15 protein-coding genes are annotated in these 21,985 nt (G+C 53.8%); 5 read left to right on the top strand and 10 right to left on the bottom strand.

The window, feature by feature from the left end; all coding sequences use genetic code 11:
- Positions 1-287: 287 nt before the first annotated feature.
- Positions 288-1,889: a DUF4153 domain-containing protein gene (locus tag SH528x_RS14050; protein WP_442511143.1), complete on the top strand. Its 1,602-nt coding sequence runs from the start codon at positions 288-290 to the stop codon at positions 1,887-1,889.
- A gap of 243 nt (positions 1,890-2,132) precedes the next feature.
- Here the strand turns inward: SH528x_RS14050 and SH528x_RS14045 are convergent, their stop codons facing one another.
- Positions 2,133-2,561, bottom strand: coding sequence for a hypothetical protein (locus SH528x_RS14045; protein ID WP_442511142.1), 429 nt, complete (start codon positions 2,559-2,561; stop codon positions 2,133-2,135).
- Positions 2,562-2,832: 271 nt separating this feature from the next.
- Positions 2,833-2,997 carry a hypothetical protein gene (locus SH528x_RS14040; RefSeq protein WP_442511141.1) on the bottom strand — a complete coding sequence of 55 codons (165 nt, stop codon included), beginning with the start codon at positions 2,995-2,997 and terminating at the stop codon, positions 2,833-2,835.
- Positions 2,998-3,375: 378 nt separating this feature from the next.
- On the opposite strand from SH528x_RS14040, the gene SH528x_RS14035 reads away from it, so the two are divergent.
- Positions 3,376-4,269, top strand: a complete 894-nt coding sequence (locus tag SH528x_RS14035) for a LolA family protein (protein ID WP_442511140.1) — start codon at positions 3,376-3,378, stop codon at positions 4,267-4,269.
- A gap of 77 nt (positions 4,270-4,346) precedes the next feature.
- On the opposite strand, the gene SH528x_RS14030 is transcribed toward SH528x_RS14035, so the two are convergent.
- Entirely contained in the window at positions 4,347-5,750 is a 1,404-nt protein-coding gene (locus SH528x_RS14030) for an IS4 family transposase (RefSeq protein ID WP_442506785.1), read from the bottom strand.
- A gap of 368 nt (positions 5,751-6,118) precedes the next feature.
- Between SH528x_RS14030 and rlmB the strand changes: the two genes are divergently transcribed.
- Positions 6,119-6,976 (top strand): 23S rRNA (guanosine(2251)-2'-O)-methyltransferase RlmB, encoded by an 858-nt coding sequence (rlmB, locus tag SH528x_RS14025; RefSeq protein WP_442511139.1) that lies wholly within the window; start codon positions 6,119-6,121, stop codon positions 6,974-6,976.
- 131 nt (positions 6,977-7,107) lie between these two features.
- Positions 7,108-8,703, top strand: a complete 1,596-nt coding sequence (locus tag SH528x_RS14020; RefSeq protein WP_442511138.1) for an NAD(P)/FAD-dependent oxidoreductase — start codon at positions 7,108-7,110, stop codon at positions 8,701-8,703.
- Between the two features lie 238 nt (positions 8,704-8,941).
- Here the strand turns inward: SH528x_RS14020 and SH528x_RS14015 are convergent, their stop codons facing one another.
- From SH528x_RS14015 to SH528x_RS13985, 7 genes are all read right to left on the bottom strand, one after another.
- On the bottom strand, positions 8,942-9,868 hold the full coding sequence (locus tag SH528x_RS14015) for a universal stress protein (RefSeq protein ID WP_442511137.1): 927 nt from the start codon (positions 9,866-9,868) through the stop codon (positions 8,942-8,944).
- Between the two features lie 331 nt (positions 9,869-10,199).
- On the bottom strand, positions 10,200-10,778 hold the full coding sequence (locus SH528x_RS14010; RefSeq protein ID WP_442511136.1) for an SMI1/KNR4 family protein: 579 nt from the start codon (positions 10,776-10,778) through the stop codon (positions 10,200-10,202).
- A 264-nt stretch (positions 10,779-11,042) separates the two neighbouring features.
- A complete protein-coding gene (locus tag SH528x_RS14005; RefSeq protein WP_442511135.1) occupies positions 11,043-12,125 on the bottom strand; it encodes a dihydrodipicolinate synthase family protein in 1,083 nt (360 codons plus the stop codon).
- A gap of 58 nt (positions 12,126-12,183) precedes the next feature.
- Positions 12,184-13,224 (bottom strand): NAD-dependent epimerase/dehydratase family protein, encoded by a 1,041-nt coding sequence (locus tag SH528x_RS14000; protein ID WP_442511134.1) that lies wholly within the window; start codon positions 13,222-13,224, stop codon positions 12,184-12,186.
- Between the two features lie 139 nt (positions 13,225-13,363).
- On the bottom strand, positions 13,364-14,335 hold the full coding sequence (locus SH528x_RS13995; protein WP_442511133.1) for a hypothetical protein: 972 nt from the start codon (positions 14,333-14,335) through the stop codon (positions 13,364-13,366).
- Between the two features lie 122 nt (positions 14,336-14,457).
- The gene (locus SH528x_RS13990) at positions 14,458-17,478 is read right to left on the bottom strand and encodes a DUF4838 domain-containing protein (protein ID WP_442511132.1); all 3,021 of its coding nucleotides are present in this window, start codon (positions 17,476-17,478) and stop codon (positions 14,458-14,460) included.
- Positions 17,479-17,547: 69 nt separating this feature from the next.
- A complete protein-coding gene (locus SH528x_RS13985) occupies positions 17,548-18,708 on the bottom strand; it encodes an SGNH/GDSL hydrolase family protein (protein WP_442511131.1) in 1,161 nt (386 codons plus the stop codon).
- A gap of 277 nt (positions 18,709-18,985) precedes the next feature.
- On the opposite strand from SH528x_RS13985, the gene SH528x_RS13980 reads away from it, so the two are divergent.
- Positions 18,986-21,976 (top strand): PVC-type heme-binding CxxCH protein, encoded by a 2,991-nt coding sequence (locus SH528x_RS13980; protein ID WP_442511130.1) that lies wholly within the window; start codon positions 18,986-18,988, stop codon positions 21,974-21,976.
- Positions 21,977-21,985 lie beyond the last annotated feature (9 nt).

Genomic DNA, 21,985 nt, shown 5'->3' with positions numbered 1-21,985 from the left:
TAACTGCTTAGATAGAGGAGGCCTTTCCAACGTCCCACCTTCCGACGAATGAAATATGGCAAATCCGCTTTGTTGTGACTAACAAGCAGGTCGCGCGTCAAAGCCCGCCCAATTCGTCTGTACAATCGTAACTACGTCGCGGTGTCACCTCCGCCGTGGAGCAGTTCGGTGAGAATAACGCGGTTTGGTGAGAATAGAGTGACTAAACGCTTGTTGATTCTCGCTCGTTTTGGGCCAAGTCGCCTTGGATCCGTACTTTTCTGACGCATATTTTTTGAGTGAACCAAATGGCAGGCGATTCTTCTAGTTTTGCGAGTGACGATTCGGCGATCGATGTGCCGATTGAAGCAGAGCTCATTTCTCCAGCATCGGGTCGCGAGATCGTCGCGGTCGTACTTTGGACAGTACTCGCAGACTTGATGATCTTTCGTTCGCTTGGTTTCAGCGGTCCAGCCCTATTTTTTGCCATCGTGCCGATCCTCTTCTTCATCGGATGTCCGCGACTCGCCCAGGGACCCGCAAGCAAGCTTACGATTGGTTTGATCCTACTAGTCGCCGCCCGTTCTGCGTGGTTGGGATCTGGATGGACGGTCTTCTCTGCCGTTGCACTTGTGGTAGCTCTGGCAATGTCAGCGGCAGGACACGTGCCCTATGTCTTGGAAGGGTTCGTCTTGGCTGGTCGTGCCTTGATGCTCGGAGGGAAACGCACGTCTCAATTTGGAAATTCGACTGGTACGGTTTTGCGTAAGAGCGGACGTGCCAACGGAAGCTGGCTGGCGTGGGGACTGCCGGTTATCGCCGCGATTGTGTTTGGTGCAATCTTTGTCTTTGCTAATCCCAATCTGTTCGACTGGGTAGCACAACGAGTAACTCACGCTGCCCAACGCCTGCAGTTTTGGATGGAAAGTATTTCCATGTGGGAATTACCGTTTTGTATTGTTGCGTTGCTGATTGGCGCGGGATTGATGCGACCCGGGTTGCCGATGGTTCAAATCGGTCCCAATGAAACCGAGGACGGACTCACCAACCAGGAAACTCAGGCAATTGCGTCGCCCTTGTACACGGCATTTCGGAACACGTTGTTGACGCTGATCGTGTTGTTTGCCATCTATTTGACCTTCGAGTTCAGCACACTTTGGAAGCGTGAGTTCCCGATTGGTTTCTACTACGCCGGCTATGCGCACCAAGGAGCTGGTTGGTTAACGTTTGCACTCGCACTGGCAACGGCCGTCCTGTCCCTAATCTTTCGAGGGTCTTTGCTCAGCGCCAATCGCTTGATGTTACTTCGGCGTTTGGCATGGATCTGGTCGGCTCAAAACATGTTGCTCGCCGTTGCCGTCTATAACCGATTGATGATCTACGTTGGATACAACGGCATGACCCGACTGCGGACAGTCGCTTTTTTTGGAATCACGGTGGTCGTCATTGGTTTTGTATTGGTGCTGTTCAAGATCGCCCGTGACCGCGGATTTTGGTGGTTGATTCGAGCACAGTTGCTCGCGTTCGTGTTGACAGTGATCGCGTACAGTATTTTTCCAGTGGACTATGTCGTTCACCGATACAACGCCCGGGCGGTGGCTTCCGGCTACCTACATCCCTCGGTCATGATCGCCGTCAAACCGATTACTCACGAAGGATTCTTTCCGCTGATGAGTTTGACGAAATGCGAGGACGCGATCATCCGCAACGGTGTGCTCGCTTTACTGGCAGAGCGTCAAAGTCAAATCGAGGAGACGTCGAACGAGCATTGGACCGAGTTCCAAGGTTCACGCGTGCTACTGAAACAACAGTTATTGCAGCACCAATCCGAATGGGCCAAGTTTCAAAACGAATCGGTTCGCCAGGATGCCATCAAAACTTTCCGCGACTATGCGATGCAGTGGTATTGAAGGAGCGATCGGCGCGTGCTGGAAAAGGTGTCAGGTAAGGATGGCACGGGCATCGTCGCAAAGCTGCCGGCAAATCATTTGCGCCAAACCTCTTCGTTTCGACTATTAAGCGGTAGGCGTATTTATGCCCTGCCGCTTCGACTGGACGTGGTGACCTCGACATGCCGAAAGTCTGAACGGCGCGAGTTGGAGATAAAAACGTTTGCCCAGTTTGATTCCGAAGGACTTGAGATTCCTCGAACGTCAAACCAGTTTCGGGTTTTTGAGGAGAATCCAAAACGCCGTACCGGAGAGCGTTACCGGCGGAACCATGAGTGCAAAGATGTAGGCGGTCGTCATTGGAAGCGAAGCAATTGATCCACCGATCGCGCCTACGACGGAAATCGCCACTACCTCGCAAAAGAGCGACCACAACATCCCCCAGAGCAACGCGGCACCATGAATCGTGCGGGCATTCAACTCATTTCTGCGACGAAGAAAAAATGCAATAGGCATGCCGACCAGTCCGGCAACCAGATAGCAGACCAGAAACGCCGCCGCGATAAAGGGCAAGGAAAATGCAGCGCCTGCTATGGATAGAATCGTAACAAACACGATCGGAGTAACCGCCGGTGCAATGGCGTAGGCACGCCACATCTCATAATTCGATGGCGTAGGGACGAGGTTAGCCATTTTGAATCTCCTTGTCCGTGGGTGAAGAAGCGGCCAATCAATCCGCCTAAGACAGGTCAACATGAGTCATTCCGCATAATGTTCTGAGCCGACGGCGCTAGCCCAATGCCATCTATTTTGGCACTGAACGGGTGGCGTTTGTAGCGGTGCGGCGCAAGCCGCCTGGTCTAATTCGAACGTTTTACTCGCTGCAACCGGACGGCTCGCGCCGCGAGCGCTACCAAAGTAGATGGCGTTGGGCGTTAGTCACGTCACCCCGACCGTCTCGCCGTCAACGTGTAGCGAGATGAAGATCATCGCCGCCAGGGTCGTCAATTAGACGCATTGTAACGAACCCAAAGTCAGCAAGCACCGCCGAAACTTCCTGGAAGCTAAAGTTCTGTTTCTGGCGACGGTTCAGCGTTTCGTAGTCGACATGCAGCAGTTTGAGTGTCATATCAGGAGCAGGGCTCTTAATCGAATAACGAACTACGGGATAGAACAAACGGGCCAAACCTCTTTATTGTCACTAACAGGTGGTAGCGGTGATAAAGCCCGTCCGCTTCAACTGGACGTGGTGATCTTGGCACGCGGCACGTTAGAAACAATATGGTCAAATTTGTTTGATCGCTTTGTTCTTTTTTAGCTGAACGATCTAGCAATAGCGATTGTTTGCCGGGGGCGAGCGTTGGGGGTAAGGACCGCAGTTGCAGAAAGTGGCACCTCAAGCCGAGTAAACGCCAACGAATATCCGTTCTTTCTGGACTTACTGCTGTATAATCCGAGGCAGAACCAAGAACTACGATTCCGTCTGAGATCAAAATTGGAAATGGCCATGCACGCAGGTAGAACTACCGCTCTTTTGATCACCATGGTGATATTCAGCTCTCCCGTGTCGGGCGAGGAGTCTTCTCCGGGTGAGATCTTGAAGAAGGTCACCGCCGCTTACGACTCTCTCGATACGTACAAGGCCGAAGGAACGATCACCTCTGACATTGATTCGGGTGTGGCGAAGGTTAAGCAGGAAACCTCGTTTTCAATTCTGCTGAAGAAGCCGAATTTGTATCTCATCACTTGGACCCAGCAGGGCGTGATGACTCAGTCCGGGGCGGTGTGGAGTGATGGGACGCAGCCCTATTTGTACATGAGTGTGCTGAATGCTTACTCTAAAATGTTGAGCGATGAGATTGCGTTGGGAGGTGCAACGGGAATCTCAGGTGGAGCCGCGTTTACCGTCCCGTCGCTGTTCTTGTCAGCGTTCAAAAATCAGCCGTCACCCTTTGCGAGGCTGACTGATCCGCAGCTTGAAAAGGCCGAGGCAATCAATGGCGATGAGTGCTATGTCATCAGCGGATCGTCCGCAGCCTCGAAAAAGGAAACTTTCTGGATCTCAAAGTCGACGCACCTGATTCGGAAATACAGTCGGTCACTTGAGGCTCCCGAAGGTGGCGCAGTAATGCCTGAACTGACGGACGAACAGCTTGAGGAAACCATCAAAGGTCTCGGGCAAGAAGTGACAGAAGAAACCAAGAAGAACATGAAGCAGATGATGGCGCGAGCCAGTGCGATGACCAAGACCATGAAGCTGAAAGGCTTATCGACCGAATTGCAAACAACCGTGTCGTCTCCAGAATTGGATGTGACCGATTTTGAGTTTTCTCCGCCAAAAAGTGCCGCTCTCAAAGAATCCCTATTCGGTAAAAACTTCGGCGGCAGCGTGATCCCCTGAGCATCTTCTCGCTCTGTGAAACCTGACACTGCCACCAAAACGTAGCCTAGGCTTCTAGCCTGCTGATTACCCAATTTTTAATGTTCAGCTGAGACGGGCGGTCCGAAGGATCGCCATGCCAACGCGAAGTCCATCATTCGGCGAGTTCCGCGCCAAATCGTTTCCATCCCCGGTGGCCCATCATGTTTGCGTCGATTGTAGCCACCTAACTGAGCAAGCATCGGGATGAACTGCGAGAGTTCTGGGGCTGATTTGGGTGGTTCGGTTTCCTCAACGATTTTCCATACCGACTTCCACTCCGCTTCGCTGAACACGACATCACTGGGCAACTCAGGGCATTCTCGTCCAAGGAACGTGACAAACAGGATCCGCCACGCGACCACTTTGTAAAACATCAACGCGCGAATCAATCTGCTTTTCGTTTCCAGCATGATGTCCTCGACGCGGCAGCCCGATTTGTAGACTCTGAAAAACATTTCCACTGGCCACCGCGCAACGTAGTAATCCACGATTCGCAGAACATCCTGGTAGTCGTCAATCGGAAGTGAACTCAACAGCAGCCAGTTCAGATCGGTTCCGTCGCCCGGACCGCCGACCTCTTGCACAAGTACCACGCTGAGCGTCACTTCGGGAAGAGCCGATCTTGCATGGGGAGGTTTTACTTTTGTGCGAATCGCCCGGATTTCCAGAGTGGCTGTTCGGGCGGCGCGCTTCGCGGTGGCCGGTAGTTCGATCTGCCGCGTCGTGACGAGGTTAGAGTTTTCGACTTCCTCGCGCATCTTCTTGTAGGTATTGCCGCCCGCTTGTTCGTCTTTTTCAGGCAAGCTGCGGACTTGTTTGCTACGGATGACGAAGTCCGCAGGGCATTCGTGTTTTTCAGCTTCGACGAAGATGTCATAGATGTCACCTTCGCGGTCAGCCAACGAAACAATTTGCGTCTGGGGGCACTGGGATGCCAACTGGCAGCAACGCCGATAGCCTTGGAGCCATCGAAAACTTTCCTTGTCTTCGATGGGATCTGTCTTTCGCTCTGCTGCATTGCCCAAGCTCTCTTCGCTACGATCAAAGAAGTCGACATCGAGCACTCCCAGGCATAATTTTTCAGGGGTAAAGACAACGGAGCTATGGTCGTAGAGCCCTCTCCTTTCTGCTTGATTGAGGCAACGCACATCGTCGGGGGCGTGATTGCCAAAGTCCAATTCGGTCGTGTCTTGGGCCACGCAGACAACCTTCTGAAACTTGATTCGCTGAATTGTCGCTCGCCGGTGAGCGCTGAGAATCTCGTCGCTATCGACCTGCGAGTTTTGCAGGAACCGATAGGCTCCTTTGGCATCCTTCCATTTGTCGCAGGCTGCGTTGATACTCTCTTGAGGGTTGGCGAAGAGTGCCTTGAGAATCGCTTTGGATCGATCGTTTCGGCTTTTGTGCCCGAAGTCGATTGTGTTAAATTCTTGTTCAATGGTGGTCGGAATCGCATTCATCAATTGATCTCCTATCGCGTTAAAATAGGAAATAAATGGCGCAAATCGCGTGCCAAAACAGAGCTGATGTTGGAGAAGATTAAAAAACTATTGGGTAATCAGCAGGCTTCTAGCCTGGGGACCCCATCGAACCCAGGCTGGAAGCCTAGGCTACGTCAACTCCAATGAGTTGTGCGGCGGTGAAAATCCGAGTCCTAGTCGATGGCCAAGGCACGGTGGGTCGCTCCTTTTTGAGTTTTCGGTGTTAGGCTACAATACGCGGTCCCTCAGCGCGTATTGTCTCTTTCGAGAGCGTCATGTCGTGCATTGGGAACCTTTGCCACGAACCCAAATCACTGAAAAGCCGCAGGCTGCCGACAAAATTGCCCATGGTTGAACCGTCACGCAAAAAAAATAAGAAAGCGAAGAACAAGAAAGGCAACTACAGCGGCAATCATCAACGCGGTTGGTTGTGGGGGCACCATGCCGTCACCGAAACGCTGATGACCGGCAAATGGCCAGTCAACGAAATTTACGCCAACCAAAAAGCGTTTGACCAATTCTCGGACCTGCTAAGGGACAAGCAGGCTGCGGGGATTCCGCTTGAGATCGTTGACAATGCTCGGCTTGAGCAGCTTTCGCGTTCGAGCGAGCACCAGGGGCTGGTGGTTCGCTTGGGCGGCTTTCCTTACCAAACTCTCGAAGCCTTTACGCAGCTGCTCGTCCGATCTCTTGCCGCTCACGCCAATGCCGCTGCGAATTCCCCCCGATCCGCCACGCCGCCACCGTTGGTCGTGATCTGTGACCGCTTGCAAGACACGTTCAATTTCGGAGCCATTCTGCGCTGTTGTGATGGCGCCAGTGTGGTGGGGGTGATTGTCGGCGATCATTCGCAAGCGGAGGTCACGCCGCACGTCGCGCGTTCCTCTTCGGGAGCTGTGAACCATATTCCGATTGTCAAAGTCAGCGACTTACTTGGCACTGCCCAATTCGTGAAAGAGCAGGGGGTTCAATTGGTCGCGGCCGATTCCAACACAGAGACGAGTGCTTGGAATTCGCAACTCGGTGGCGCGACCGCTCTGGTGATCGGTAGCGAAGCGACTGGCATCCAACCCGACCTGTTGGCGATTTGTGATCAACGCGTCTGTATCCCCATGCAAGGTAAAGTGACGTCGTTGAATGCGGCGGTCGCTGCGGGAATCCTGCTGTACGAGATCCGCCGCCAACAGGCAGCTCCGCTGGGCTAACGTATTTTGATCTTTTCTGTTGCGACCGTCGCGTTAACGACGAGTTACGTTTGCCCACATTTTGGCAAGCAACGCTAATCCGGAATGATCATCGAGCACTTCACTTTTTAATCTGTAGAAAGCCAACGCAAATGATGCTGCGAATCACGAATCTTCGAACACGAGTCGAAGCGCCCGAAGCCGACCTCGCCGCCAGCGCCGCAGCTGCGGTGGGAGTCAACAAGGATCAATTTCGCTCGCTTAGGATTCTGAGAAAGAGTCTCGACGCTCGGCAGCGCCAGAGTCTTCAATTCGTTTATTCGTTGGTCGTCGACGTCCCCGATGATGTGAAGACAAGAAGCTCCGCCGATTTTCGCGTCGATCGTTTTCAGGAGAAGCCGTTCTTTGATCCTGATCCAGGCATGGACGAGTTGCCACAGCGTCCGGTGATTGTGGGCTCCGGTCCCGCCGGGTTGCTGGCCGGTTACTACTTGGCTTTGAAAGGCTATCGGCCGATCATTTTGGAGCGAGGGCTGGCGGTCAAAGAACGTGTACCTGCGATTCGCAAATTTGATCGCGGCGGCGAATTGGATGAAGAGAATAACTATCTGTTCGGCGAAGGGGGCGCGGGATGCTTCAGCGACGGAAAGCTGACCTGCCGTATCACGGGCCCCGACGTCGATTGGGTGCTGAAAAGTTTCGTCGACTGTGGCGGTCGCCCGTCGTTGACGTACGAACATCGCCCCCATCTCGGCAGCAATAAACTGCCGATGATCTGTCGCAACTTCCGCCGCAAGATTGAAGCGTTAGGGGGTGAATATCGCTTCGGTTGTCGTCTGGATGGACTGATATTCAGTGACGGACGACTTTCCGGACTGTCAACCTCGACCGGTACGATCTCAGCGTCGCATGTCTTACTTGCGATGGGACATAGTGCACGAGACACGTACCACATGTTGCTCGAGGCGGGCTGTCCGCTGCAAGCGAAAGCCTTTCAACTAGGGCTGCGCATCGAACAACCTCAAGCACTGATTAACGAGCATAAGTACGGTCATCCTGAGTACCTCGAGCAACTCGGCGCGGCCGACTACACGCTGGTCGCCAAAGGTGAACGTGATCTTTTCACGTTCTGCATGTGTGCCGGGGGGATTGTGATCCCAAGTGTTTCGGAACCCAATATGTATTGTTCCAACGGCATGAGCAATTCACGGCATGACACGCCGTATGCAAACAGCGGATTGGTGGTCACATTGGACACCGATCAATTCGGCAGCGACCATCCACTGGCAGGAGTCGAGATACAGCGTAAATACGAAGCAATCGCCTTTCAGTTAGCCGGCGCCGACTACAAAGCTCCGGTGCAACGTGCACATGACTTCCTGGCGAATCGCACGCCGGGTGGCAACGAAATCATTCCGTCGTCGTACGAACGAGGCGTCGTGGCGAGGAACTTGAACGAGGTCCTGCCTCCGGTGATCGCCAAAGCGATCCACGCCGGGCTGCCGCTGATGAATGAAAAGTGGAAAGGCAAGTACCTTCCCGACGCTGTTCTGGTTGGTCCGGAGATGCGAGGCAGCTCCCCGGTTCGGATCGATCGTGATCGCGAATCGTTTCAGATCCCCGCGATGCCAGGTGTTTATCCGGTCGGTGAAGGCGCGGGGTACGCCGGTGGCATTGTCACGGCCGCAGTCGATGGGCTGCGAGCAGCACGTAAAATCGTTGAGCATTTTTCTCCGTGCAAGAGTTGAAGCCGCAGAATTCAGCAACAAGCGGCTTCTCGGACAACCATTTTTTTACGCCAATGTTCCTACCTCGATTCCGGATTCGATCCACGGACTGCGACGGTCAGCTCGTCAGCCGAAGACGAAAGGGGGTCAGGTACCGTTGTTTCTCTGACACCCTTGTTTCTTCTCGTGTGTCACATCGAAGACAAGGCCAGATCCAGGCGAAGCCAACCTTGACCGAAGAGGTTGGGAAGCAAGGGATCTACGCGTGTAACGGCATGACGAAGTCATCCGGCTTTAGAGTCAAGACCGAACAATCGATTTGATCGAGTACGCGTTCAGCCGTATTCCCAATCAGGAATTCTTTCATGCCGTTTCGCGAGACGGATCCTATCACCAACAACTCGACCTTCAATTCACGCGCGAGCTTCGGAATTTCTTCTCCTGGGACACCGACGCGAAAGTGAACGTGATCGATTTGGCCAGCGTCTTGAAACGAAGTGATGAGTTCCGCTAGCGCACGTTCGCCCAAACTCGCTTTGTCGCTCTTAGGATCCAAGGTCCCCGTCTCCGCCGGTTTGGTATTCGAAAGCGTCGCGTTATCGGGTGCAATGTAGACAACGTGCAATTCGGCTCCATCATTACGAGCAATCGACGAAGCGAGCTGTAAAATCTTCAAATTCTGGGGGTCGCGTTCTTCACCAGCGGGCGCCGGGTCAACGGCCGCAAGCACGCTTCCAATTTTGGCCTCGGGCGTTTCCTTGATGATCCAAACGGGGCACGGACAATTTCGAAATAGACGCCATCCTGTCGTTCCAAATAACCTGCGAAAAACGCCTTCGGGTTCTTCGGCAGTTTTCATCACCAAGTCGTAGCCGTGCTTATAGACAAGGGACACAATTTGTTCAGCCGGTTTCCCCCGCAGCACCGAGTAGCTGGCTTGAATTCCGTCAGCCCTAAGTGGTGCGGCGATATTTTCAAGTTGAGAAAGTGCTTTTGACTCAATTTCCTTGTCGAGCTTTTTCGCTTCCGCCTGTTCAGCGTCAGGCATTTTAGGAAGCGGAGCAATGACCTGAACAAGCGTCAGCTTCGCAGAGTTTTGCTTTGCCAGTGAAGCGGCTCGCTTGACGGCTGCGAGGCCTCGATCATTATCGACGATCAAAACAAGAATATTTCGAAATCGCTTCATGGAATCACTTGCTCAACTCGTTAATGGAATAGAGAGACTCGCACAGGGAAACTATGGCACGAAATCAGACGCCCGACAATGCCTCCGAACACGTGTGATCTTCCATTATGTCGTCAAGCTTTTGGAATTCAATGTTCTTTGCTGGCCTTCGCAGTAGATAAAAGTATCAGAGGAGATAGGGCGAGAGTAGCTTTGGCTCGGGCTCAAGTTTGGAGAGTCACCGGCAAAGCGATCCCCATTTCACTTTCTTCGCCCTTTTGACGAAGCCTGGATGTTGATTTCAGAACCCGCGCGGCCCGCGTCTGTGTGTGCAGCACATTTTCATGCATTATTACACAGGAGCGGTCGAAACATCATCATCCTTTGGATAACCTTGGTCGTCATAAAGACCTAGGATGCGGTCGTATTCTGCGGTCAGGAACCTTTTGATGCTAGGCCATTCAAGCTCTGGTTCTGCCGTGCCGTCACGACACCAGTAGACGCGTTTGTTCTTTGGGACGACATAGACGCTGGAGCCATCCCAATCGTATCCACCGAAGAAAATCCGATCATCTCGATTCGTGGTCAGCGGGTGATTCACAAGGCGACACTCTTTGTCGTGCTGAAGCAGATCAAATGGCTGAAATGCAGCACTGTCGCCGCGTTTGAAATGCGTTCGAATTCCGTAGATCGAGAGCGATGTTCCGAATAGCGTCAAACCATTGCATTCATCGTAGAGTTCACGCAGATGTGTGGGGAGGTTCATTTTGTACTTGTCCCACTCCGCTTTCGGACGCGGTGCGTAGTACGCATGCAGGTATGCTTCCGGGTAGTCCCGTGGCGTGTGTGCGACAATACGCGAGCCATCCTTGGCGGATTTTATGCCCAACGACTGCCAAGCATCGATTTTCTTAATGAGCGATTCAAGCATCAGTACACAGTAAAAAAAAGGGGGGCGAGAAGAAAGGGAGTTAGCTACCGTTGTTTTGGGTTGGGGTCGTTTCTGGCAGACCGATTGGAATCAATGTGCAAATCGACTCGTCTCACCGCCCCCTTCGGGACCACTCACCACGTCTCAATGATTCGGAAGCACGCAATACAAATCGAGTTTCATGCTCTTTCGATCGAGCGTCTCGATCAGGGATTCCTGACGCCCATAATCGAAGGATTTTTAGCAAAATCCACTACGAGGGAACTATTCGTTGGCCCAGGGCTCGCTGAGCCATTGGTCAATGTGCTCGGCGACGAACGCGTCGTCATTCATGTCGGGATACGACTGATAGACTCGGTCTATCTGCTCCGCTTGCCCAGGACTCAAGGCTTCGTTGGGATTCAAACACCACGCCCCCTCTAGCAATCCCTGTCGCCGCAACACCTCGTGGATCCCGGCAATGCAGCCGCGAAATCCGTTGGCGGCGTCAAATAATGCGGCATTGCAATCCGTGACTTGAGCCGCTTCTGTCATCATTTCCGCAGGAATGGTGCCCGACCTGCGGATCTGTTTGCAACGCTCCAACAGCGTGACCGCTTTCTGGGTCCCGCAAGCCCAGTGACCAAGCAACCCGCCGGAGAATGCGATTCGCTTCTCTCCCTGCGCCGTCGGCAACACAAACTCGGTCAACAGATCGCAAACAATGTTGTCATCGTTGCCCGTGTACAACGCGATATCCTCGCGTCCGGAATCGATCACCGCGCGGACAACCTCCAGCGTCTGATAACGGTTAAAAGGAGCGATCTTGATTGCGACCACGTTTTCAATTTCAGTGAAGCGTCGCCAGAACGCGTACGGCAATTCAACGCCACCCACGGCGGGCTGCAAATAGAACCCCATCAACGGGATGACTTTGGCAACACGCTGGCAATGCGAAATCAATTCGTCGAGACTGTGACCGGCATGCCCCGCTAAACTGAGTAGCCCCACGTGGTACTGCAAATCATGCAGCCACTGAGCCTCCTGCATCGCTTGCTCGGTTTGCCCGACGATGCCCCCAATCCGCACGATGGGTCGACCATGACGCTGCTGCGCGTTCTGTAATTCTTCGGCGGTCAATTCGAGTACTGGCCGTAGCAATCCGTGTTGCGGATCGCGGATTTCAAACTGAGTCGTATGGACTGCGACGGCAACGCCACCGGCTCCTGCACTGGCGTAATAGCGAAGCAGGGCTCGTTGACGACGCGGATCGAAACGCCGCTCGGACGTCAACGCCAGCGGGCAAGCAGGAATCGCGATACCATCAAGAAGCAATTTGTGGATCGCAGGTGCCAGTGTTTGAGCCATCGGTTCTATCGGTGCTGTGGAATTGCGGGACGGGTATTGGGGGGCACTGAGTTGCGAATCAATATTGGCCGTCGCGAACTTGAAATCCCGTTGGTTTGTTGTGCGTGGGTTCGCCGCGCAATATCCAATCCGCAGTCCACTGGATCACCTTTTGCACCGGCACCTCTGGATATCCAAAAATCTCGTGACAGCGTTGCCCATTGGTGAGCAGACAGGAGGATGACTCCGTGCCAACGAAACGCACTTGTTTGTCGAACAATTTCCCGAATGATTCGGCGATCCCGCGGACACTCAGCAGCTCGGGGCCAACAAGGTTCACCACAAACGGCGGGCTGCTGACATTAGCCAGTGATGATAACGCCATCGCATTAGCGTCACCCTGCCAGATCACATTGCAATGCCCCATGGTCACATCGATCGGCTGTTCGGCAAGCACCATTTTGGCGATATCGACCAAGACGCCATAGCGAGGCTCCACCGCGTAATTCAGCCGTAGAATCGACGTGGGTGTGCTGTTCGTCCTGCTGAAATATTCAATCATTCGTTCGCGGCCGAGACAGCTCATGCTGTATTCGTCCGTTGGCTGCAAGGGATCGGTTTCGACCGCACCACCGTGAACCAAATCGGACAGTCCATAGACGCAACCGGTCGAGTAGGCGACAACTCGGCTATCGCGATATCGCTGCATCACGGTTCCCGGCAAATAGCTATTCATTGCCCAAGTGAGCGACGGATTATCGGTCACTCCGAACTTGTGCCCCGCCAAGTAAAGGATGTTATCTACGTCCGGCAATCCATTCAACTGATCCGCATCAAGCAAATCCGCCTGGACCGTTTGTACCCCAAATTCTTCCAGCCGTTTGCGGCTCGCAGAATCCGAGAAGCGAGAGACAGCAATGACACGACGTGCTGTCTCCGCTTGATCCGAAGCACGTTTGGCCATGCGGGCAACCGACGGCCCGATTTTTCCACCGGCACCGAGCACCATGATATCACCCGACAAATGCAACATCGTCGAGATCACCGCCTCCGTCGGACGACTGATCAGTTCTTCGAGTTGGGTGATGTCGGTCGCGGGAACATGTTGGTTCGAGCTCATCGCCGATTCCGCCTCGTGGTTGCAAAAGTTTTTGAATGGCAAACAGGATAACCTATTGGCCAATGCAAATGCGTTTAACGACAAACGGCGTGAACGCAGGGCGCACAATGCCTTGCCAGCATCCATGCACTCTTAGGCTCTAATTCGTTTCCGGGTCGTCTTTGGTTACCATCACTTTTTCGAGGATGATACGTGAGGCTTTTAGCATCGCCAGCTTTGATCCCGGCAGTGGTTGGATGCCCGCTTTGGTGGCTCCGTTCTGCATGTCTCTGTCCCAGAATAAGTGCGTGTAGCCCAGCTCATTTCCCGTGATGTCATAAAACGAGACTGTCACTTTTCCCGCGTTTGAAGAGAACCCGGTTCCTTTGCACAGAAAGGAATACCTGGATTGGTCGTCAACGGCGAAAAAAGAACTACGGCCCTGATTCCCACACTTCAAAACAGTTTCCCCGTCTGCTCGAGCATACAGCCTGCCCTCTGAGTCCGGATCCCAACCACTGAGGTTGAAGGTGCCGTAACGAAAGTCGGGGTTACAGTTTTCCGTTGGTTCCGATTTTTCCTGTTCGAGGACGATACTGTCGATCCATAGTTTTCGTTTTCGCGGCAACAGTTTCAGCTGTAACGTCTTGGCGTTGGGCGGGGCATAAAAAACGGTGACGAAGTCGTGTAGTTGGCGGGAGACGATTGGAACACTATCCGTCTCCATCCGTGTCTTGCCATACAGCAGAAAGGTCGTTTCCTTACCGCCATCGTCGAAAAACGTCAGTTCACATGCGGCGAAACTCTTGCCTCGATTCTTGGCAAGAATCTCAGTCAGCCTGTCGTTGGTCTCGACGGTATCAGTATCGTCAACGGCCGCTCGGACCGTCAGTTTGTATTTCTGTAAGGAGTGCACTTCAACAGGCGACAACGCCTGGGCATCCACGTCACTCGCGACAATCAAACAGCTTTGTTGTTCGAATGCGGTACCTATCGATAAACCCGGATCGGGCGAGACAATGTGTTTAAGGTCGTCGTTATTGTCAAAGGGAATATTGAGTAGTGTTTGGGCATTTGCCGATGCGGAACTCAGCAGCAGACAAAGTCCGGCAAGCAATGGAATCAATTTCATGAGAGAGATTTCGGAAATGGTTTCAAAAGAAGACGTGTTGAGGACCGCCGTACAGCGCGAACAGCCATAGCGGTCCCACTCCAATCATGCGATCCTACGATGGTGGATCGGATGGAGAGGATCTAATCAAACTGCAAAGGGCTGCGTAGGAGAGTGTGGTCGTTGAAGATTCCTCGGCCGTCGTAAGTGCTTTCCTCGCGGTCGGTTGTCGCGGGGTGGACAACCCGACTGAATTTTCCGTCGATATCAATGCTGCCACGATCCGCTCCAATATCTTTCAGTGGAACGGCCACCAGTGCAGACCAACGCCCCTCGCCACGAAGGTATTGCACTTGGACCTGATTGCTCCAGGGGCGAGTCGTGCTCCAGTTTTTCAGCAAGTAGGTTCCGTGGTCCTCACCGATTGCAAAGTAATAGGTGTCTCGACCGCTGCGAAGTACCATTTCAACGCGGTCACCTTGAGGAAAGGCATCGGACGGTTGTGGGGGCGCCGCGTCGGAATCGCCGCTTGTGAAAGCATCGATCTTGAAGTACAGCTGATCCTTGTCCCGCATCATGACGACTGTTGTTTGCTGCGGTGCCGGTGAATTCTCGGCAATCGGTTGTGCGTTGGCGATGCGTTTGAACCCGTCGATCTCGTGAGCCTTGTACCAGTGAGGTGAATCATATTGGCTCCATTGCTCGGTCGATTCGGGAACCAATGGGACTAGCAGCCGGTTGAGACCGGCGGCGAGTTGGTCGAACTTGGCGAGCACCCGCTCAATCAATCTCTTGGATTTTGAGTCCGATGCAATGGCTTGGGCTTCCAACAGCAAGACTCTTAGTCGTTTTTCCAAACCGGGGTCGACGATGAATTTCTGGAACAACTCCTTTGCCGGTGTGTGGCAATTCACCGTAGTCGGGTTGGTTGAATCGTGCCAGGAATCGTTAATCAGCTGATAGAACTGTCGCATCGGTGCCGACGCATCGCGATAGCTTCGAGTGATATATTCGTCGCGCAGGTCAGCAGGGTTAAGCGTGGGATCCCACTGCAATTTTGCAATGATCCATTTTTCGCAACCGTCGAAGTCCCAGCTATTCAGATCGCCTGTGTCGCCCGGAAAACCTTCGCAATGTGCGTGGACTCCGCCCATCTCGGCAAGGGCCTTGTAATCGGGACCGGCCGTGTCGGCCAGTGCGTTAAACCCTTCGCCGTAGTAGTAGCCAAAAAACCCGAATTTCACATCTTGCTCTTCGCTCCATTGTCGCATTCGCCGTCCCCACATGGCACCCGGTTCGGAGGGTTGCTCGAGTATGGGATAGCGTTCATTTTTGGTTGGGTAGGCGGCAAAGTGGGGAACGATGGCGGGATGAATTTTGACCTTGGGGGGCTCGGCGGCAAAAATGTAGGCGTGCGTGTGCAGTTCCAGGTCGGGGTAATCCTTGACCAGTTCTTCCGCCATCCGGTTCAGCATCATGTAGTTGCGTGTCGAAAAGAAGAGCGGATCTTTGATGCTGCTGGTCGATTTGGCGTGCAATTGGCTGCCATCGGCCAATGTGATCGGCTGCATGCATTCGGGACAACTACAAACTTCCCAATTGTCTCCCACCCGCGAAATCAGAAATTCGAGCTGTCGGCCAGGAACGCTTTCGAGGATTTCGCGAGCGGTCTGAGCCATCACCTTGGGGACATCTGGATGGGTATAGCAGGGTTGACGCCACATATTGCGTAGGCGGTTACCGTTAACCAGCGGGTACAGCGTTTCATCCTTCTGGTCGAGACCGATGAAAGTCCAAATGTAGCCGCCACCAGCGCCGATCGTCGCTCCCGACAACCAATGCAGATATCCGAAACCTTTCCCCAGTTTCGTCGGAGTATTGCCACCGTTACGGCCGATCCATTCGTGACTAATCACGGGATTGGGATCGCCTCCGAAAAAGTTGATCTCACGTACTTTGAACGCTGGACGGGAAACAATGTCGGTCTGAGAAAACTCGATCTCCGGGACATGCGAATAGAGCGCGGTGAAATCGGGATGCGGGCGTGGCCAAATGATGTCGGTGTTTTTCTCCAGCAATGCGTACACACCAAACAACGTGCCCCGAGGATGGCTTCCAAATACAAAGATCTCGTTCCCACTTCGACGGACGGCATAGCCATCTGACTCGGCAAGGTAATCCAAATCTTGTTGGTATTCTTTGGCCCACTTTGCACCAAGATAGATTTTGGTGTTGTTGCGTTTGGACGGTTTGGTGAGCAAGACAAGACGTTTGCCGGTGATTTCTCGGATCCAGTGCCGTAGCTCGTTCGCCGCCCGCTCCTCCCTCGGATCGGCTTCGCTGTCCAGCACCACTTCGCCGGGATACAGGGGCAGATCCGTCACGGTTGCGATCGCATTGGCGTCGACCGGTTGCAGTCCTACCGACGTGATCGTTTTCGTTCGGTAAGCAGGGATATGGTCAAAACTGGTCTGATACAGCAGACGCAGATAAGCCGCCTGCTCGGGTGTCTTCAGTTCGCGTTTACGGTGGTACGGAGTCGGCGTCATCAGGTGCATGTCGATGTCATAACCCAACACGTAAGTTGGCATCGTCGACCCAGCGTCGAAGCGATAGTCCGCTCCGCCGACGACGGGGATGCGATCGGTCAAGGCGTAGCCGTTGTGTTCGATCTTCAAGGCGGTCTTGCCATCGACTTCGATAAAGTGCGTGTTTAGATGTTCCGACCAACCGGAGTAATTACCGGGACCTTCGAGGAAATCGCCGTTAATAAACAGCCCTTCAGGAGTCACGCGATCCAGTTGCACGTCGCTGACTTGCGGCGTTTGCCCTTCATAGCGAACGGTAAACAGTAGCGTCGCTGCATCCGGGGCAGAGCGAAATGCATGAGAGTAGTGAGTCCTCTCAGGCACGATTTTTTGCCACGCATCATGGTGACTGCCCGCAAAGGGGGCATCGCCCTGTTGATCGATCGTATTGAGGAACCATGTCGCCGATCCCTCCTCGATCTTGGCGTCGAATTTTAGGCGATAACAGGTGTTAGGCTCGACAGCCAGACGTTCAATGACGGCTTCATCCGCCGTTGCGAATGTCGTCAGCAGCGAAACCATTAAGGCCGTGAGGAGTTGCGGACGGGAGCTGCAGGCGGCGAATGAAGGCTTCATTGTTTTCTTAAAGAATCAAGGATTGAATAGTCGGGAGCGATGTCGACGCGAGCCATCCCGACCTTAATGTCATTTCGTTTTTGCTGTAGCGATACTTGGATCGATCAGCAGGGCGGATAGGATTTGGGCGTAAACGCGATGGCCAAAATCGTTGGGATGATTCACGCCGTTGCCTGTCAGATCGGCATCTTTCTTTCGCTTGAAAAACTCGTCCCAGACACTGGTCATATCCGCCAACGCGACCCCCGGTTCTCGCAGTGCCGCTAATTCATCGCGATACTCGGGAAACACATCATGCTTCAGCGTGACCCAATCTCGGTTTCCCAGCATCGATGCGACCAAGATGAATTCGGACTTGGGCAACAGGGTACGCGTGTTGGCGATCATGGTGGCCACGTTCTGACCATAGTCCTCGGCGGTGCGGCCTGCGGAATCGTTCATGCCAAAGGCAAGGATCACGAGGTCCGGCTGATGTTCGGCGACCTTGTCGATCATCGTGATCCCCCAAGGAGTCGAGGTGCCTCCCACGGACAAGTTGGTCAGCGTAACCTCGGTCTGGTAATGAGCGCGAAGATGTTGCACCAACAGGTCTTGGTATGCGGGTTGATAGGGAGCCCCATTGCCCCATCCCGATGCATTGCAGCCGGTCGAGATGCTGTCGCCTAGCAATACGATGGATAGCGGTTCGCGGTCATGAAGTTTTTTCAACGTGTTCGGCAATACGGCGGGGTCAAACGCAGGCATCGCCACCGGCCAATCGTCACTCATCTTTTCGTAGGTCACAAGCGTCTGCATCTGGTGATACTCGAGCGTCGCGCCAAACAGGATTTCTCCGTTGCCATCACGGTGCGTCAATCGATGCCGTTGAGAATTGGCGGGACGCCGCAGATCCGACGGAGTGCTTGTCACAATATGCGATCCCACCGGAATGACCAACTCGCGAGACCCTGGCTCAAAGCGATAGTCCACTCCTGCTTCGTAAGTGGTCTCGCCCGACGAACTTTGAACTGAAACGATCTCTTTGATCGGGAACAACACCTTACCGGTGGCAGCCTCGGTCGGGTTTTCACGAAGGAACAGTACCGATTCGTCTTCGACGACACTACTCGTCCAAAACGGTTGCAGCAACTCAGGAGAGTAACGCCATGACGCACTCTCTTGAGCGTTGACCGCAACGCCAGTCAACATCGTCAAACCGACAAGGATCGCAAGAAGAAAGCCAGGTCTCATGTGAACACTTCCGTTTCATAACTCAATGATGGAAAGGACAAACACTCATTCACTGTCGTGATGCTGGAACCGCGACCAAAATGCGGACTCATCACCTGGGGAGGGCAATTAGTCAACGGACGCTAGCGAGCGTCACGTTTCCCACAACTAGCAAATCAACGGGAAAACGACAGTGAATTTCCCAATTGTTCGCCACGGGGGAGGCAGGCAGGACGAACGGAGATACACTATAGACTTCAAGTTGTACTATAAATGGTTTAGGAATGTGGGCGAGAGTATGAAACGTCGTGGCGTGATCAGCAATTTTGTCTCGATAGTGTTGGTTTTATGGGCGGGAACCGCTTTTGCGAACGAACCCACCACCGCCCCCGTGTCCGCATCGTTGGCGGCACAGCAGATGACGCTTCCGCCCGGCTTCGAAGTCACGTTGTTTGCCGGTGAACCCGACGTCGTGCAACCGATCGCGATGACCTTCGATGCGAGAGGACGCATGTGGGTGGTGGAATGTTTGTCCTATCCCGGATGGAGCACCGATGGCACGGGGAATGATCGCGTCGCGATTTACGAAGACACCGACGGCGACGGCGTACACGACAAGCGGACCGTGTTCCTTGACAATGGAGCCAATCTGACGGGAATCGAGCTGGGGTTTGGCGGGGTCTGGTTAACGGCCACTCCGAATCTGATCTTCGTACCGGACCACGATGGCGATGATCGTCCGGACGGGCCTGCGGAAGTTCTGCTAGATGGATGGGATCTGAACGCTAAACACAACGTGTTTAACGCGTTGGTTTGGGGCCCCGACGGCTGGTTGTACGGCTGCAACGGCATCCTATCGAACTCGAAGATCGGAGCACCGGGAACGCCGGACGAGAAACGTACACGCATGAATTGTGGCGTGTGGCGATACCATCCGACTCGCAAAACGTTCGATGTTGTCGCCAGTGGCACCACGAATCCGTGGGGACTCGATTTCGACGAATTTGGCCAAGCCTTTATCACCAATTGTGTGATCAAGCATCTGTTTCACGTTGTCCCTGGCGCCCACTATGACCGAATGTTTGGCCAGGACTTGAATCCTTATGCCTACACGCTGCTGCCAAGCTGTGCCGACCATATCCACTGGGGCGGAGGTCACTGGACCGAATCACGGTCCGGTGAAGCTCATGACGACGCTGGCGGCGGGCACGCGCACTCGGGGTGTGCGATCTATCTGGGTGATAATTTCCCGGCGGAATATCGCAACAACGTTTTCATGTGCAACATTCACGGCAGTCGCCTGAATCGAGACATTTTGGAGCGTGAAGGCCCCAGCTACGTGGCCCATCACGCACGCGATTTTGCACTCGCCAATGACCCCTGGTTTCGCGGAATCACGGTCAAGTGCGGCCCCGATGGCGGATTGTACTTTACCGATTGGAGTGACACCGGCGAGTGCCATAACTACCAAGTTGTCGACCAATCCAATGGCCGCATTTATCGCGTGGTCTATGGAGATACAAAACAGACACCACTCAATCTGGCGGCCGCGTCGCATGCTGATCTGGTTGCCATGCAGTTTGATCTGAACGAGTGGAATGTCCGCCAATCACGGCGAATTTTGCAAGAACGAGCGGCGAATCCCGAGGCGAGAAGCGAGATCGCTGGCCTGCTGACCGAGCTAAAACCAACAAACGATCAGCAAGCGGTCCGCCAATTGTGGGCGTTGTATGCAGTCGGTGGAATGGATGCGATTAGTACCTCGGGAATCGTTCACGACGAATCGTCAGAGTGGCTTCGATTCTGGATGATCCAATTAGCTGCGGACGAACCCACCGCGTGGTCGGCGGAATTACGCGACACGATCGCCTCGCAACTTGTCGAATCAACTCCACTGATCCGGCGTTCGCTCGCCTCGACTTGTCAGCGGCGAATCCGCCTTGGTCATTTCAACGAGGTGCGTGACATTCTGAAACAACTGATATCTAACCGCGACGATGCAGGCGACACCACGTTGCAGGCATTGAACTGGTACGCGGTGGAGCCGATGGTCGCATCACATCCTGAATTGGTGCTGCAGTGGTTGCCGGAAATCACGATGCCGCTTGTCCGCAGCCATGTGGCTCGGCGCATGCTGGCACTGGACGATGGCTTTGACCGTTTGGCAACCCTGTGGCGTACCGCCGACCCTGGCGATTGGCAATTGGATACTTTGCGAGGAGCACTCGATGCGTACGCGGGTGTCAAAAACATCGCGATGCCCGAGGCTTGGCCCAACACCTACGCACGTTTGCAAACGCATCGGGACGTTGAGGTTCAACACGCGGCAAAATTGCTTGGCACCATCTTTGGCGATGCGTCCGTGATGGATGACTTCCGCAATGTTGCAAGGGACCCAAGCCAGGATCCGAAACAAAGATTGGATGCCCTTGAGATCCTGTTGACTCGCAAGGCCGAGCGAATGGGACCGCTTCTGCAATCGTTGTTGGATGACAAGGATTTGCGAACCGCCGCGATTCGCGGCTTGGTATCGGTCGGCGGCAAAGACGTTCCCAAGTTGCTTCTCGCTCGTTATCCGGATGTCACTGCGGAACAGCGGCAAGAGATTATTCAAAGTCTGACGACGCGGCCTGAATATGCTCATCCGCTGTTGGACGCGATCGACAAGGGCAGCATTCCAAGATCGGATGTTTCGGCATTGATCATTCGCCAATTACAGGCGATCAATGACGAAAAGCTCACCCGCCGACTGGGCGAAGTCTGGGGAGAGGTTCGGCCTGTTTCAGAGACAAAACGCGAGCTGATTGAACAGTACCGAGCCGAATTCACTTCCGAGTCATTGGCGGCGGCCAGTCTCGTTAATGGTAGAAAGGTGTACGCCAAAACGTGTGCGTCGTGCCACAAACTGTTTGACGAAGGAGGTGGTTTGGCACCCGAACTGACTGGATCTCAGCGAGCGAATCTGGACTATTTGCTAGACAACATTCTCGATCCGAGTGCAATCGTGCCAGCGAACTATCGCGTCACGATGCTACTGTTAGATGACGGTCGGATTCTGCAGGGCGTGATCGCCGAGGAAAACCAACTCCAACTGACGCTAAGTACCGCGACCGAAGAAGTCGTCGTCCCACTGGACAGTATCGAACAACGAAAAGGATCGAGTTTGTCGATGATGCCCGAAGGCATGCTAGAGCATTTGACTGCGGCGGAGAGACGCGACTTGATCGCATACCTGCAATCGCCGGCAGGGGTTGTGTTGCATTCGTCCAGTGGTCCGATTGGGCAATAAGCGCGTGGC

Origin of the sequence: Novipirellula methanifontis (genome assembly GCF_052161655.1) — a bacterium.
Taxonomy (GTDB): domain Bacteria; phylum Planctomycetota; class Planctomycetia; order Pirellulales; family Pirellulaceae; genus Novipirellula.
Note: the sequence above shows the minus strand (reverse complement) of the source record. Positions and strands in the feature narration are given on the sequence as shown.